Here is a 14,569-nt window from a genome sequence, read left to right on the forward strand (position 1 = left end):
GGGATGCCGCATGATTTCGCCGCGCAACGGGCAGAAACCGTTGCGGCATTCAACGATCTGCAGGCCGAACACGGCCTGCCGGAGGTGGCGGACGTGGATTATTTCTTCGTCCCCGCCCGCGACGGCGCCGACTGGCGCCCGCTGGCCGAAGAACTGAGCCGTGAGGGCTATGCTTGCGAGTTCTTCGAGGCTGACGGCGAAGATCCCGCCTATCTGGCCGCCACCCTGCCCGACCAGATCATCTCTGCCACCGGTATCTGGATCGGCGAGGAGCTGGCCACCCGCGCCGCTCTCGATCATGGCTTCACCCCCGACGGCTGGGGGCTGGAGGGCTGAGCCCGCGCATGCGGCAGGCAACGGCACCGGGGACCTAGCGGCACCCCAGCAGCTGTTCCTGCGCCTTCAGCCGGCTGACCTCGTCGCGCTCCGCCGCGCTCAGCGGCACCTCTCCCGCACGCATCCCCGGAATGCAGCTTGCGTTGGAAAACGCCGCCTGCCCGCGCGCGCTTTGAAAGCAATAGCCGCGGCGGGCAAAGATCGAATTGCGCTGAAACCACAGGGCGTCGCACTGGTTCTGCGCAACAGGCGCAGCGGCGCTGGCAGCGGCATCCTTGCGGATCCAGTTCGAATGCGCCCAGCCCTCCAGCCCGGTTTCCGTCCGCACCTGCAGCCAGCGCCCGCGCTGCGCCAGCACCGCCAGCCGCGTGCCCTCAACCATTTTGGCCAGCCGCCGCGCACCGGATGTGGTGCCGTCCCGCAGGGCCAGGAACCCGTCACCGTTCGGATCCAGGCCAGAGACGCGGTAGCCGAACTGCTGCGCCCGCGGCTGGACCTGCCCGGACGGCACCGCCTGAACAGCGGCACCAGCAGCGCCAGCCGGGTCAGGCGCGGCCTGCCCGCGCGCCGCCAGAAAGACCTCGTCAATCAGCGAGGAGTTCTCCCACGGCACCTGGCTGCCGCCGGTTTCCGCCACCACGTCGGCCCGCMCCCGCCGCATCATCGCGTGCAGGTCCTCGTTGCGCGGCAGGTGCCGCAGCAGCGCCGCCGTGAACGGGCTGTTGCGGCCGCTGCCATCCAGCGCCACATTGCCCGGCTGGGTGGAAAACGCGATGTAGGAGCCAACGCCCGCATCCACCCGCGCCAGCCCCCGCGCCGCGCCGCCCAGGCTGCGTGCCGCCATCCGCGACTGGAAAGGATTGTTGCGGCAGGCATCCAGCACGATGATGTTGCGCCCGGCGCGCAGCTCCATCTCTCGCAGGATCGCCTGCAGGCTCACCGACGCGGACTTCAGCTCCTGCTCATCCGATCCCGCAACATCAACCGGCAGCACGAAATTCTCTGCCCCCAGCTGCACCCCGTGGCCGGAGTAGTAGAACAGCGCGGTGTCCTCCTGCTGCAGCTGGCCCGTGACCTGCTGGGCCAGGCGCAGGGTGTCCCGGCGGCCCAGGTTGTAGCCGTCATGCACCTCGAACCCGATGCCGCCCAGCGCCGCAGCGATGTCGCGCGCGTCCCGCTCGGCGTTGGGCAGAAAGGAGGCGTTTTCATAATCCGAATTGCCCAGCACCAGCGCGATCCGCCGCCCGGCCTCTGCCAGCGGCGCAGACCACAGCAGCGGCAGCACGGCCAGCAGCGCAGCCTTCAGATAATTCAACACCATATCTATCCCCGTTAAACCAATGCCCGGCCACCGTGGCACAGGCCCAAGGGCGCAATCAACCCGGCCGCTGGCTTGACCGCCCCGCCCGCCGCGGCCAGTTTGGCAGCAGAACAGGCAAGCGGAAGGGCAGACCGTGGCAAGCGCACTCTGGCAAGGCAACTGGATCACCCGCACCCGGATCATCACCGGGCTGGTGCTGCTGACCTATGCCTTCTTCCACTTTCTGAACATCGGCCTCGGCCTGATCTCGCCTGAATGGATGGATGAGTTCCAGGACGCCCGCCAGGTGATCACCCGCAGCCTGCCGGGCAGCCTGATCCTCTATGCCTCGCTGATCCTGCACGCGGGCCTCGCGCTGTGGAACCTGGGCCGCCGCCGCACCCTCCGGATGCGCTGGGGCGAGGCGCTGCAAACCGTGCTTGGCCTGCTGATCCCGCTGCAGCTGCTCGCGCATATCGTCTTCACCCGCTACTCGCACCAGGTCTACGGCACCAATGACGAGTATCCCTATCAGATCATCCTGATGTGGGCCTCGCCGGAGGTCTGGCAACAGAGCCTGCTGCTGCTGGCGGTCTGGATCCACGGCTGCATGGGGCTGCATTACTGGCTGCGGCTCACCCGATGGTGGCGCCCGCTGATCCCCTGGATGGCCGGGCTTGCCGTGTTCATCCCGGCCCTTGCCTTTGCCGGCCTGCTGACAGAGGGCCGCCGCATCTATGATCTGTTTGTGGAAGGCACCGAGCGCGCCGCGCTGATGGAGGATTTCAACTGGCCCAGCCAGCAGGCCTTTGCTGAGATGTTTGCAACCGAAAGCCAGTGGCTGATGATCTTCTTTGCGCTGCTGGGCCTCACCGCTGCCGCCTACCTCCTGCGCAAGCTCATCCGCCGCCGCCGCGCTGTCACCATCCGCTATGCCTTCGGCCCGGAGATCCGGGCAGAGCGCGGCATGACCCTCTTGGAGATGTCGCGCACAGGCGGCGTCCAGCACACCTCGCTCTGCGGCGGCAAGGGCCGCTGCACCACCTGCCGCGTGGTGGTGGACGAGGGCGGTGAGCACCTGCCGCCGCCTGAACCGCCCGAGGCCCGCAGCCTGGAACGGGTCAAGGCGCCCGCCAACATGCGGCTGGCCTGCCAGATCCGCCCGCAGGCGCCGCTGACCGTCACCCGCCTGTTCCGCCCCGACGGCCGCCAGGGCCGCGCCCATGCCAGTCAGGGCAGCGAGCAGCAACTGGCGGTGCTGTTCCTCGACATGCGCGGCTTCACCGCCCGCACCGCAGGCCAGCTGCCCTATGACGTGGTGTTCCTGCTGAACCGCTTTTTTGACGCCATCGTCCCCGCCATCACCAAGGCAGGCGGAACGGTGGACAAATACCTCGGCGACGGACTGCTGGCTTTGTTCGAGGCCCCGACCCCTGCCCGCTCCGCCGCCGCCGCGCTGGAGGCCGCCGCCGCCATCGGCAGCGCGCTGCAGGACTTCAACGCGCAATTGGCCGCCGACGGCGAACCGGAGGTCAGGATCGGGATTGGCGTGCATCTGGGCGAACTGGTGCTCGGCGAGATCGGCAGCGCCGCCCATGCCCCGCGCACCATTATCGGCGGCAGCGTCAACACTGCCAGCCGGCTGGAGGCCAAGACCAAGGACCTGGGCGTGGAGCTGCTGATTTCCGCCCGGGTGCTGGAGGCAGCGGGGTATGATTCGGGCCATCTGGCGCTTGAAACCTTCCAGCTGCGCGGCGTGTCCATGCCGCTTGACGCCCTGCCCGTGCCCCATGCCGCCGCCCTGCCCCGCACCCTGGCCGGAGAACAGCGTTAGGCCCGGCGGCCCAAGCGCAAAACGCCTGTTTCCCTTGCCGCGCCAGCCTGTGCCAGCCATCCATCCCGGCACACCGGGAGAGAACAACCGGCCCGCCATCCGCTCCCGTTGCAGCGCTGCAACGCAGCAGAATTTCGCCGCCCGCCCCCAGATTCCTCTTTGCATCCACAGCGGATCATGCAATTCGTTCACGCGTGAACACACTTTTAACCCGTTGACCGTACTGCTGCTGCCGTGACCGAAACCGCATCCATATCCACCCCCGAAGGCGAAGACCTGCTGTTCCGCCTCCTGCGCCAGCTTGATACGGCGCCGGACGCCTCGCAGCGTGCGACCGCCGCCGCGGTGGGGATTTCGCTGGGGCGGCTCAACACCCTGCTGCGCTCTGCGGCCGATAGCGGCCTGATCACCATCAGCGCCCGCCCCGGCCCGGACAAGCGGCAGCGGTTTGCCTATTCGCTGACCACCCGGGGTGCTGCGGAAAAAGTGCGGCTCACCGATCAATTTCTCGCCCGCAAGCTCGCAGAATACAATGCGCTGCACGCGGAACTCACCGGCTCCGCTAGCGGCCTCCCCCCTCTCAAACACAGGACCAACCCGATGCAAAGCAATCTGGCTCCCATCCCTGAGCTTTATGTCTCCTACGAAAGCGCCCAGAAACTGAAAGTCGAAGCAGCCGACCTGGTCAGCTGGGACCTGACCCCGCGCCAGATCTGCGATCTGGAACTGCTGATGAACGGCGGCTTCAACCCGCTCAAGGGCTTCCTGTCCGAGGCTGATTACAACAGCGTCGTCGACACCATGCGCCTGACCGACGGGTCGCTGTGGCCGATGCCGATCACCCTCGATGTGTCCGAAGACTTCGCGGCCAAGCTGGAAGCGGGCCAGGACATCGCCCTGCGCGACCAGGAAGGCGTGATCCTCGCCACCATGACCGTCACCGACAACTGGGTGCCCAACAAGGCGAAAGAGGCCGAAAAGGTCTTTGGCGCCGATGACGATGCCCACCCGGCAGTCAACTACCTGCACAACCAGGCCGGCAAGGTCTACCTGGGCGGTCCGGTCACCGGCATCCAGCAGCCCGTGCATTACGACTTCCGCGCCCGCCGCGACACCCCGAACGAGCTGCGCGCCTACTTCCGCAAGCTGGGCTGGACCAAGGTTGTTGCCTTCCAGACCCGCAACCCGCTGCACCGCGCCCACCAGGAACTGACCTTCCGCGCCGCCCGCGAAGCCCAGGCCAACCTGCTGATCCACCCGGTGGTCGGCATGACCAAACCGGGCGACGTCGACCATTTCACCCGCGTCCGCTGCTACGAGGCGGTGCTGGACAAATACCCGGCGGCCACCACCTCCATGTCGCTGCTGAACCTGGCGATGCGCATGGCCGGCCCGCGCGAGGCGGTCTGGCACGGCCTGATCCGCAAGAACCACGGCTGCACCCACTTCATCGTCGGCCGCGACCACGCAGGCCCCGGCAAGAACTCCGCAGGCGAGGATTTCTATGGCCCCTATGACGCGCAGGACCTGTTCCGCGAGTTCCAGGGCGAGATGGGCATCGAAATGGTCGACTTCAAACACATGGTCTATGTGCAGGAGCGCGCCCAGTACGAGCCGAACGACGAGATCGCAGACCGCGACAACGTCACCATCCTGAACATCTCCGGCACCGAACTGCGCCGCCGTCTGGCCGAGGGCCTGGAAATCCCCGAGTGGTTCTCCTTCCCCGAGGTGGTCAAGGAACTGCGCCGCACCAAGCCACCGCGCTCCAAGCAGGGCTTCACCGTGTTCTTCACCGGCTTCTCCGGCTCCGGCAAATCCACCATCGCCAACGCGCTGATGGTCAAGCTGATGGAAATGGGCGGCCGCCCCGTGACCCTGCTGGACGGCGACATTGTTCGTAAGAACCTCAGCTCTGAGCTGGGCTTCTCGAAAGAGCACCGCGACCTCAACATCCGCCGCATCGGCTATGTCGCGTCCGAGATCACCAAGAACGGCGGCATCGCCATCTGCGCCCCGATTGCGCCCTATGCCACCACCCGCCGCGCCGTGCGCGAGGACGTCGAGCAGTTCGGCGCCTTTGTCGAAGTGCACGTCGCCACCTCGATCGAGGAATGCGAGCGCCGCGACCGCAAGGGCCTGTATAAACTGGCCCGCGAAGGCAAGATCAAGGAGTTCACCGGCATCTCCGATCCCTATGACGTGCCGCAGAACCCGGAACTGTCGGTTGAGACCGAAAACGTCGATGTCGACAACTGCGCTCACCAGGTGCTCTTGAAGCTGGAAAGCATGGGCCTCATCAAGGCCTGAGCCTGACGGCACAGCGAAACACAAATGCGGCCCGCCATCCGGCGGGCCGTTTTCTTTTCTCCCTGCTGTCCTTCGGCGATGGCCCTCCGCCCGCTTGCAGCGTTGTCAGTTGATTTCCGACACCGCCAGATTGGTCAGCTTGCTGTTGGCGGCCTTTTCCTGATCCAGAATGCCTGTCAGCAGATCATGCGCCTCGTTGTGGCCCAGCACTTTGGCCCATTCGCGCAGGGTGCCGTAGCGGGCTATCTCATAGTGCTCCACCGCCTGGCAGGCACCGATCAGCGCGGCGTTCTTGCCATCCCCCGAAGCCTCCTTCATGAGGCCCCGGGTCTCCTTGAGCAGCCCCTCGATGGCATCGCATTTTTCGCCGGAGGCCTCCTCGCCGATCGATTTGAAGACCTTTTCCAGCGTCTTCACATGCTGCTTGGTCTCTTGCAGGTGATCGGCAACCGCCTGTTTGAGCTTGCTGCCGTTCGCCGCCTCCTCGACTTCGGGCAGGGATTTCACCAGCTGGTTCTCGGCATAGTATATGTCCTGCAGCGTATGCAGGAACACGTCGTGAAGGGTCTTCATCGCACCATCCTTTGTTCAGTGCCGCGTTTGGTCAGCAATCAACTGCTGCGCCGGTACCCGTCCAGGCACGCCCTACCAATAGTAAGGAACCCCGAAGTGATCATGCGCACGGGTTTCATACTGACGGTCCCGCTCCCAGTTCCGGGGCCGTTCAGGCGCATTCTGCAATTGATCAGGCGTAATATCGGTAACGTAGCCGTCCAGCCCCGCGTCATAGCTGAGACTGTTCCAGGGAATGGCTTGCTCCTCTTCCCCCATCCCCAGAAAACCGCCAAAGGTCATGACGGCATAGGCGACCTTGCCTGACTGCTTGTCGATCATCAGATGGCCGATGTCGCCTACTTGTTCGTGATTGCGGCTGTAAACCTTGGCACCTGTCACGTCCTGGGACGCAACAAGGGCAGCTTGGGATTCCGACTGAGCCGGTTTCATTTTGACAGTCCTCCTCTTTAACAATGCGCAATGGAACCCACCGCGCATTCGTCAACTCATTACAGAGGCTGAGCCTGCCACTCCCCCCGGCAGGTGTCATTCATCTGAGACATAGCCGGAGCCTGCCGCGCCGGGCAGCGGCGCCTTTCCGCCCGGCGCAGCAGGCCGCAAAGGGAACTTTCCCCCGCGTCAGGCGTTTCCTCACCATCCGAAAATCCGCGCAAACGCGAAAGGCCCGGCATGCCCGACCCAGCCTCCCCGCCCGACACCCGCAGCCAGCACCTGGACAGCGCCTCTCACCGGGACTTCGCCTGGGCAATTCCGGTCATGCGGGCCGGCTATGCCGGACGCGGGCTGGTTTACCTGCTGGTGGGGGGCGCCTCGCTCTGGTCGATCTGGCACGGCGGCGAGGCCGAAGGCACCGGCGAAGCGATGAGCCGCCTGCAGGGTGCGCTTGGCACCGCCGTTCTGGTGCTGATTGCGCTTGGCATGTTTGCCTATGCCATCTGGCGCGCCGTTGACAGCATCTGGGATCTGGAGGACTACGGCAGCAGTGCCAAGGGCCTGATCGCCCGGGCGGGGATGCTCACCACAGGGCTGGTGCATCTGGGCCTTGGCGGGCTGGCCATCACCGTGCTTCTGGGCCGCCACGACGGGCTCGGAAAGACAGAGCTGGTGAACCGCCTGCTCGCCGCCCCCGCGGGCCAGGCTGCCGCGGGCATCGCCGGGGCGCTCACTCTCGGCGCCGGCGCCTATTACCTGCACAAGGCCTGGAGCGAAGGCTACCGCGGCCACCTGAAGGGCAACCCGGCCACCCTGCATCTGAACCTGGTGCTGAAGGCAGGCATGGCCGCCCATGGCGCCGTCATTGCCATCATCGGACTTCTGATGGTGCAGGCAGCCGCCTATGCTTCCAGCCACGCGGCCGGCGGGATCGGCACCGCCTTCGACTGGCTGCAGGACAAGACCTACGGCCAGATCCTGGTGACCCTGCTGTGCATCGGCCTCCTGGGCTTTGCCGTCGTCTGTTTCGTCAACGCCATCTGGCGCATCGTGCCCAAGGCGGATGACCGCGGCATCCAATCGCTGCGCGACCTGTTGAACAGCTAGGGCCGGGGCCCGCCTGCCTGCAAGCGGCCTACAGTGCCTCCGGCAGGTCCACCGTGCCGCGCATCAGCACGAACCCCTCGCCCGCGACCCGCACGCCCTCAAGCGCATCCGGCGCGCCAACCCGTGCCACCCGCGCCTGGCCGGGGCGGCCCATGCCGTGGCCCTGCTCGGCCACAAACTCCGCCTTCTCCATCAGCCCGTGCTTCCACAGGTAAGACGCCATCGCCCCTGTGGCCGAGCCGGTAAAGGGATCCTCCGGCGGGCTCGGCGGCGCCATCAGCAGACGCGAGAACGTGTCGCCCGCCGCGGTCGCGCCTTCCAGCGTCACCAGAAACGGCTCCATCATGTCGATGCCATCAGCGCCCAGCGATTTGCCCAAAACGGCCAGCGCCTCCAGGTTCAGCTCCGCCGCCTCCAGCGCCGCGCGGTCGCGCAGCACGGTGACGCAGAACGGCAGCCCGGTAGAGACCTTCTGGGGCTGCCCCACGATGGCCTCCACCGGCAGCGACACCGCCGCCGCCACCAGTTCCGGGTCGGCAAAGGGGCCGAATTCCGGCGCAACTTGCGTCATCTCGATCAGATCGCCGTCCAGCTTCACCGGCACGATCCCGGCGCCGGTCTCCAGGGTGATGCTGCCGCCCGCGATCAGCCCCCGGTCCAGCATCGCCGCAACTGTCGCAATGGTCGGATGGCCGGCAAAGGGGATTTCGCGGCTGGCCAGGAAATAGCGCACCTTCACATCCGCCACCTCCGACGGCCCGGTGAAAGTGCACTCCACCAGCGAGGTCTCCCGCACATATGCGGTGCACACCTCCACCGGCAAATGCGCCCCGCCGTGCACCACAGCACAACCGTTGCCGCCAAAAGCGCGGTCAGAAAAGGCATCCACCCAGTCGAAATCAAAGCGCGCCATCTGCATCTCCCGGCTTGAAAGGCATCAAAAAAGGCGGGCCCGCGCCCGCCTTCCGCATCATGGGGGCCAAACCCCCGATGTCAATCCGCTGGCCCTGCAACAGGCCGGGGACCGGACGTCAGTGCACCGCGACCGGCGTCATGTCGTTCTGCCGCGCCAGCACAAAGGCCAGCTGCCGGTCAGCTACCAGCGCCAGCTGGCCGCCCTCGGCGTCGTGCACCGCGTAAAGCTGTTCGCGGCCGCCGGCGCTCTCCTGCACTTCCTTGGGAAGATCTGCCACCGCAACCGCCTTCACATAGACGGTCCGGTCTCCGGCATCCTTGAAGTCAAACGGTGTATGCATTGCTCTTACCCCTTTCTGATACTGATTGTCTGAACCACGGTCTCGGGCCGCGCACGGGTCAGATCCACATGCAACAGCCCGTTTTCCATCACCGCCTCACCCACTTCGACGCCGTCGGCCAGCACGAACATGCGCTGGAACTGGCGCGCCGCGATGCCGCGGTGCAGGAACACCCGGCCCTCGCTGTCGTCGCGCTGGCGGCCGCGGATCACCAGCTGGCGGTCCTCGACGGTGATCGCCAGATCCTCTTCGGCGAAACCGGCCACGGCCAGGGTGATGCGGTAGGAATGGTCCGATGTCTGTTCGATATTGTAGGGGGGATAGCCTTCGTTGCCCGATTTTGCCGAGCGTTCCAGGAGGCGTTCCAGCTGCTCGAACCCCAGCATATGCGGGTAAGAGCCCAAGGTTAGTTTCGACACGCTGTTCGTCCTTTATGCCAAAGCGACGGTAGTTCGCAGCCCCGGTCCCGGCAGCCGCTTCCCCAAGAATATGGGAAGTTCTTTATGGATTCACAAGACCATGTGCCCATAGGTCTAGCGGAAAAGCCCTTAACGAAGTATCTTCACTCTCACTTCATTCATAAGCCCGATTGAGTCCCCCATGAATGCACCCACAGATGTGTCGATGAAGACGGACGAGGTCCTGAAGGTCGAGCTCGAGGTTTTCCGCAGGCAGCACCGTGATCTGGACGAGGCCATCGCCGCGCTGGAAGAGCGCGGCACAGCCGATCAGCTGACGATCCGGCGGCTGAAAAAACAGAAGCTGGTCCTGAAGGACAAGATCGCCCTGATCGAAGACCGGCTGACCCCGGATATCATCGCCTGACCCCGCGCCGGATGCCCGGCGCGCCAGCCTGTGCCGAAAGCGCACGGGCCTCTGCTGCAGAACGCAGCTGTTTCACTTGATTGAACAGGGCCTCCCGCCCCCTCCTCCGCGCAGGCAAGCTGCGCCGGACGGCGTTGGGCATGGCAGCGCGCCTGACGGCGCGCTGCGGGCTGTCTCCGGGTCACGCGCCGGCGTTTTGTCCTGCTCGGGTCTTGCCTGCTCGGGTCTTGCGGTATCCGGCCGGAGTTTCGCCGTGAACCCGCTGAAACTCGCGGTAGAAATTGGACCGCGACAGGAAGCCTGACCGGGCGGCGATCTCCGTCACGCTGCCATCGCTGCCCGCCAGCAGCTCTGCTGCATGCGCCAGGCGGAACCCGTTCACATATTGCGAGACATTCATGCCCTGTGTCCGGTTCACCGCCGACGACAGTTCGCGGGCCGGAATGTGCAGCCGCCGGGCCAGCCGCTGCACCGACAGGTCCGGATCCAGGAACAGCTTTTCCCTCTCCAGAAGCTGCCGCAGCCGTGCTTCCGTTCCTGCAGCCTCCCCGGTGCCGGGCACCGCCGCGGCGGGCGGCCGCTGCCGCGCCGCAAACACCGCGGGCAGCACACAGAGCGCAGCCAGCAGCATGATCAGCAGCGGCACCGTTCCTGCAGCGATCAGCGCGGGAACATGGACGCCGCCGGACAGTGCAAAATCGGCGGCAATCGCGGTGTCGAGCAGCAGCACAAAGACCAGGAGCCCGATAGCCCGCAGCATCCACCGGTGCAGCAGGCCAGCCCGGTCCAGCCGTGCCCGCGCCAATGCGTCAGGCCCCTTGCGCCACAACCGGACCAGGGCCGCCGCATAACCCAGGTAGCTGGCACTGATCAGCCAGTCCAGCTGCCGCATGTCCGCGACCAGCAGCCAGAACAGGCCCAGCCCGGCTGCGGGCGCTGCCAGATGCAAGGCTGCCCGGCGGGAAAAAGGCCTGCCGCCCGCCCCCAGCGCCGCAAACCCCAGATAGAGCAGCGGCCCGAAATACACCGGCAGGATGCGCTGCAGCGGGATCAGGGCGCTGATGCCATAGCCGAACCGCAAGCCGACCAGCAGCGCCGCCAAGGCGGACAGGCCGAAAAAGGCGGCAAACAGCAGGTTCGCCCGGCGGCAGCCAAGCTCCGCCCGCCAGACCAGCACCGCCAGCGCGCAGCACAGGGCTGCCGTCATCACCGGCAGCGGAAAAGAAAGCACTGCACCGCTGTCCATCTGTCCTCTTTCCCCGCTGTCCTGTCCTGCATCAGGTTTCAGGACAGCTATAGGCCGCCGCATCCATTGCTGCAATTGCGCTGCCTGCCCAGGGTCAGAGACATCGCAAACACATCCCGGAGACATTCATGAGACCCCTTCTTTTCGCCCTGGCCTTCCTCTGCACCGCGGCTGCTGCCGCGGCCCAACCCTACCTGCCCGGCCTGCAGGACCTGAAGATCCCCGCCACCGAGGGCCACCGCCCGCTGGACGGGCTGCTATGGTACCCCGCAACAGGTGCTGCCCCGCCGCTCACGCCGCTCTATGACAGCAAGGTCTGGGAAGCGCCGCAGGCGGCACGGGACGCCGCGCCGGCCTCCGGCCCGTTCCCGCTGGTGGTGCTGTCGCACGGCATGTACGGCAGCGCCCTGAACCAGGCCTGGCTGGCAGAGGCGCTGGCCCGGCAGGGCTTTGCCGTGGCGGCCATCAGCCACCCCGGCACCTCCACCTGGTCGCGGGAGCCGGACCTCAGCCGCCAGCTGTGGGAGCGCCCGCGCGACATTTCCCGCGTCATTGATCACCTGCTGGCCGCGCCGGAGCTGGCCGCCCTTGCCGACCCGGACCGCATCTATATGGCCGGGCACTCGCTGGGCGGATTCACCGCAGCACTGCTGGCGGGCGCGCGCTATGATGCAGAGAGGTTCGCCCGCATCTGCAGCCGGCTGCCGGATGAACTGGTCTGCGGCGTTCTGAAAGGCTGGAAGGTCGCACAAACGCCTGAGGACCGCGCCCGGATGGAAGCAGACCTGTCCGATCCCCGGATCAAAGCCTTTGCCCTGTTCGACCTGGGCGGCACTCAGAGTTTCACCAAGGACAGCCTGGCCCGGACCACCCGTCCGATGCTGGTCTACGGCGCCCCTGTCATGAATTCCGGCCTGACGCTGGACATCGAATCCCGGGCGCTGGCCCAGGCCCTGCCCGGCAGCAGCCTGCGCTACATCGAACCGCAAACGCTGTCGCATTTCGATTTCCTTGGCGTCTGCACTCCCGCCGGAGAGGCCATCCTTGCAGCCGAAGAACCCGGCGACGAAATCATCTGCCACGGCGGCGGTGCAGAGCGGGCCGCCAAACACCAGCAGATCATCGCGGAAGTTGCAGCTTTCTTCCGCGGCAACTGAACCCCCGGCCGGGTCTCCCGCCCCCGCGCGGCGCAGCAGGCTGCGCCGCTACGGCGTTGGGCATGGCAGCGCGCCTTGCGGCGCGCTGCGCCCGGTCTATGCGGCAAGTGTCACAAATCCTTGCACAGCCGCAGCGCGTCATAGATGGCGGCATGGATATTGCGCCCCGCCACTGCATCGCCCGCGCGGGCCAGCCAGTATGCCCCCGCCGGGTTCACCACTGCATAGGGGCTGCGCCCGGCAATCATCGCCTGATGATCCAGCTGCCCCAGGTTTCGCGACCCGGGCTTCAGCGCGTGGTACAGGTCTTCCGCAGGCGTGATCCCGTGCTCCGAGACCACATGGTCCGCTACCCTTTCCTGCACCTCACCCGTCAGCACATGGCGCAGCGTGATGCGCTTGCGGTTGCCCTCGGCGGTGACGGAAACCACTTCCAGCAGGCTCTCGAATACCACCCCCTGCCGCGCCAGATCGCGTAAGCCAACGGCTGAGTTCGTCGGCCCCAGGTCGTGCCCCGCCATCCGGTCGGGCGTGGCCAGCGTGACCGCGCAGCCCATCCGCGCCATCACATCGGCACAGACCAGTGCGGCGTGGTCGCCAACCTCATCCAGCAGCAGCACCTCACCGGCGACCCGCGCCTCGCCGGACAGCACCTCCCAGCTGGACGTCACCAGATGCCCGCCCGGAATGTCCAGCGCCTCCGGCCAGCCGCCGGTCGCCACGACCACCGCATCCGGGCTTTCCGCCAGCACATCTTCCGCCTCGGCATAAGTATTGAGACGCACATCGACGCCCAGCCGGTCCACCTCCGAGATCAGCCAGTCCGCCACACCCCAGATCTGCCGCCGGGTCATGCCCTTGGCCGCCAGCGCAATCTGCCCGCCAAGCCTGCTGCCGGCCTCACACAGCACCACCCTATGGCCGCGCTCTGCCGCCACCCGCGCGGCCTCCAGCCCCGCCGGGCCGCCGCCGGCCACCACCACCTTGCGCCGCTCCGGCGCGGGGGAGATCACATGCGGCATCACCGCCTCGCGCCCCGTCGCCGCATTATTCCCGCAAACCGCGGGCTTGCCCTGATTGACCCGGTCGACGCAGTACCCCAGCGCCACGCAGGGCCGGATGCGCTCCTCCTCACCGCGCTGCAGCTTCTGCACCAGATAGGGGTCGGCCATATGCGCCCGAGTCATGCCGATCATGTCGGCGTGCCCCTCGCGGATGGCATGGCGGGCGGTGGCAATATCGGCCACGCCCCCCGCGTGAAACACCGGCAGATCCACCGCCGCGCGGATCGCGCCCGCCACACCCAGATCCGGCGCCGCGGGCATCCCCATCGGAGCCACCCAGCCGGCCAGCCCCAGATCGTCATAGGGCGCCCCCGCCAGCACGTTCAGGAAATCCACCGCGCCGGTGGCGGCAATCTTCTGCGCCGCCTCGATGCATTCGGCAGCGCTGAGGCCGCCCTCCGTCAGCTCATCCCCCGTGACCCGCATCCCCAGGATCAGATCCGGCCCCACAGCCTCGCGCACCGCTTCCAAGACCTGCAGTGTCAGCCGCAACCGGTTGCCGAGCGATCCGCCGTAGTCATCCTCGCGGGTATTCACCAGCGGCGACAGGAACTGCCCCAGCAGATGCGAATGCATCAGCAGCTCAATCCCGTCAAACCCGCCCTGCCGGCAGCGCTCCGCCGCAGCCGCGAAATCCCTGACAACGCGGGAGATATCCTCCATCTCCATCACCTTCGGAAAGGCCCTATGCGCCCGCTCCCGCCGCCCGGACGGTCCCAGCACCGGCAGCCAGTGGCCGTCGTCCCAGGCGGTGCGCCGGCCCATATGGGTGATCTGGCACATCACCGCCGCGCCATGCTTTCGCACCCCGTCCGCCAGCCGCTGAAACCACGGGATGATGCTGTCATCGCCTGCATAAAGCTGCCCGAACACCGACGGGCTGTCCGGCGCGATATTGGTCGAGCCGCCGATCATTGTCAGCGCAATGCCGCCCCGCGCCTTTTCCTCGTGATAGAGGCGATAGCGGTCGCGCGGATGCCCGCCCTCCTGGAACGAGGGCGCATGCGCCGTGCTCATGATCCGGTTGCGCAAGGTCAGGTGGCGCAATTGCAACGGCTGGAGGAGCGGGTCGGTCTGCTGGGTCATGAGGAGGCTTTCCGGACGGTATTCACCACCAAAGCACAGC

The 14,569-nt window shown here is 66.5% G+C and carries 14 protein-coding genes; 6 read left to right on the forward strand and 8 right to left on the reverse strand.

Annotation, left to right across the window (positions count from 1 at the left end):
* Positions 1 to 3 precede the first annotated feature (3 nt).
* Positions 4 to 336 carry a ribonuclease E inhibitor RraB gene (locus A9D60_RS25040; RefSeq protein ID WP_065270093.1) on the forward strand — a complete coding sequence of 111 codons (333 nt, stop codon included), beginning with the start codon at positions 4 to 6 and terminating at the stop codon, positions 334 to 336.
* Positions 337 to 370: 34 nt separating this feature from the next.
* Here A9D60_RS25040 and A9D60_RS26410 read toward each other — a convergent pair whose 3' ends face one another.
* Positions 371 to 1,657, reverse strand: coding sequence for a caspase family protein (locus A9D60_RS26410; RefSeq protein ID WP_065270094.1), 1,287 nt, complete (start codon positions 1,655 to 1,657; stop codon positions 371 to 373).
* A 133-nt stretch (positions 1,658 to 1,790) separates the two neighbouring features.
* On the opposite strand from A9D60_RS26410, the gene A9D60_RS25050 reads away from it, so the two are divergent.
* On the forward strand, positions 1,791 to 3,470 hold the full coding sequence (locus tag A9D60_RS25050) for an adenylate/guanylate cyclase domain-containing protein (protein WP_065270095.1): 1,680 nt from the start codon (positions 1,791 to 1,793) through the stop codon (positions 3,468 to 3,470).
* Between the two features lie 234 nt (positions 3,471 to 3,704).
* A complete protein-coding gene (locus A9D60_RS25055; protein ID WP_065270096.1) occupies positions 3,705 to 5,780 on the forward strand; it encodes a bifunctional sulfate adenylyltransferase/adenylylsulfate kinase in 2,076 nt (691 codons plus the stop codon).
* Between the two features lie 105 nt (positions 5,781 to 5,885).
* Here the strand turns inward: A9D60_RS25055 and A9D60_RS25060 are convergent, their stop codons facing one another.
* Together A9D60_RS25060 and A9D60_RS25065 are read right to left on the reverse strand one after the other, a co-directional pair.
* The gene (locus A9D60_RS25060; RefSeq protein WP_065270097.1) at positions 5,886 to 6,353 is read right to left on the reverse strand and encodes a YciE/YciF ferroxidase family protein; all 468 of its coding nucleotides are present in this window, start codon (positions 6,351 to 6,353) and stop codon (positions 5,886 to 5,888) included.
* Positions 6,354 to 6,425: 72 nt separating this feature from the next.
* Positions 6,426 to 6,785: a PRC-barrel domain-containing protein gene (locus A9D60_RS25065; protein WP_065270098.1), complete on the reverse strand. Its 360-nt coding sequence runs from the start codon at positions 6,783 to 6,785 to the stop codon at positions 6,426 to 6,428.
* Positions 6,786 to 7,025: 240 nt separating this feature from the next.
* Between A9D60_RS25065 and A9D60_RS25070 the strand changes: the two genes are divergently transcribed.
* Positions 7,026 to 7,895, forward strand: a complete 870-nt coding sequence (locus A9D60_RS25070) for a DUF1206 domain-containing protein (RefSeq protein WP_065270099.1) — start codon at positions 7,026 to 7,028, stop codon at positions 7,893 to 7,895.
* A gap of 28 nt (positions 7,896 to 7,923) precedes the next feature.
* On the opposite strand, the gene A9D60_RS25075 is transcribed toward A9D60_RS25070, so the two are convergent.
* From A9D60_RS25075 to A9D60_RS25085, 3 genes are all read right to left on the reverse strand, one after another.
* Positions 7,924 to 8,808 carry a PhzF family phenazine biosynthesis protein gene (locus A9D60_RS25075; RefSeq protein ID WP_065270114.1) on the reverse strand — a complete coding sequence of 295 codons (885 nt, stop codon included), beginning with the start codon at positions 8,806 to 8,808 and terminating at the stop codon, positions 7,924 to 7,926.
* 118 nt (positions 8,809 to 8,926) lie between these two features.
* Positions 8,927 to 9,151, reverse strand: a complete 225-nt coding sequence (locus A9D60_RS25080; RefSeq protein WP_065270100.1) for a DUF1150 family protein — start codon at positions 9,149 to 9,151, stop codon at positions 8,927 to 8,929.
* Between the two features lie 5 nt (positions 9,152 to 9,156).
* Positions 9,157 to 9,570 (reverse strand): Hsp20 family protein, encoded by a 414-nt coding sequence (locus A9D60_RS25085; protein ID WP_019298576.1) that lies wholly within the window; start codon positions 9,568 to 9,570, stop codon positions 9,157 to 9,159.
* A gap of 181 nt (positions 9,571 to 9,751) precedes the next feature.
* Between A9D60_RS25085 and A9D60_RS25090 the strand changes: the two genes are divergently transcribed.
* Positions 9,752 to 9,976, forward strand: coding sequence for a YdcH family protein (locus tag A9D60_RS25090; protein WP_019298577.1), 225 nt, complete (start codon positions 9,752 to 9,754; stop codon positions 9,974 to 9,976).
* 181 nt (positions 9,977 to 10,157) lie between these two features.
* On the opposite strand, the gene A9D60_RS25095 is transcribed toward A9D60_RS25090, so the two are convergent.
* Positions 10,158 to 11,222, reverse strand: a complete 1,065-nt coding sequence (locus A9D60_RS25095; protein WP_065270101.1) for a helix-turn-helix domain-containing protein — start codon at positions 11,220 to 11,222, stop codon at positions 10,158 to 10,160.
* Between the two features lie 128 nt (positions 11,223 to 11,350).
* On the opposite strand from A9D60_RS25095, the gene A9D60_RS25100 reads away from it, so the two are divergent.
* On the forward strand, positions 11,351 to 12,379 hold the full coding sequence (locus A9D60_RS25100; protein ID WP_065270102.1) for an alpha/beta hydrolase family protein: 1,029 nt from the start codon (positions 11,351 to 11,353) through the stop codon (positions 12,377 to 12,379).
* Between the two features lie 110 nt (positions 12,380 to 12,489).
* Here the strand turns inward: A9D60_RS25100 and A9D60_RS25105 are convergent.
* A partial coding sequence (locus A9D60_RS25105; protein WP_441295072.1) for an oxidoreductase occupies positions 12,490 to 14,569 on the reverse strand: 2,080 nt, incomplete at its 5' end.

Source organism: Leisingera sp. JC1 (genome assembly GCF_001679925.1).
Classification (GTDB): Bacteria; Pseudomonadota; Alphaproteobacteria; order Rhodobacterales; family Rhodobacteraceae; genus Leisingera.

Excerpts from the sequence above, each read along its gene's own strand:
- A9D60_RS25040 (WP_065270093.1), top strand. The coding sequence starts at position 4 with ATGCCGCATGATTTCGCCGCGCAACGGGCAGAAACCGTTGCGGCATTC.
- A9D60_RS25060 (WP_065270097.1), bottom strand. The coding sequence starts at position 6,353 with ATGAAGACCCTTCACGACGTGTTCCTGCATACGCTGCAGGACATATAC.
- A9D60_RS25065 (WP_065270098.1), bottom strand. The coding sequence starts at position 6,785 with ATGAAACCGGCTCAGTCGGAATCCCAAGCTGCCCTTGTTGCGTCCCAG.
- A9D60_RS25070 (WP_065270099.1), top strand. The coding sequence starts at position 7,026 with ATGCCCGACCCAGCCTCCCCGCCCGACACCCGCAGCCAGCACCTGGAC.
- A9D60_RS25075 (WP_065270114.1), bottom strand. The coding sequence starts at position 8,808 with ATGGCGCGCTTTGATTTCGACTGGGTGGATGCCTTTTCTGACCGCGCT.
- A9D60_RS25080 (WP_065270100.1), bottom strand. The coding sequence starts at position 9,151 with ATGCATACACCGTTTGACTTCAAGGATGCCGGAGACCGGACCGTCTAT.
- A9D60_RS25090 (WP_019298577.1), top strand. The coding sequence starts at position 9,752 with ATGAATGCACCCACAGATGTGTCGATGAAGACGGACGAGGTCCTGAAG.
- A9D60_RS25095 (WP_065270101.1), bottom strand. The coding sequence starts at position 11,222 with ATGGACAGCGGTGCAGTGCTTTCTTTTCCGCTGCCGGTGATGACGGCA.
- A9D60_RS25100 (WP_065270102.1), top strand. The coding sequence starts at position 11,351 with ATGAGACCCCTTCTTTTCGCCCTGGCCTTCCTCTGCACCGCGGCTGCT.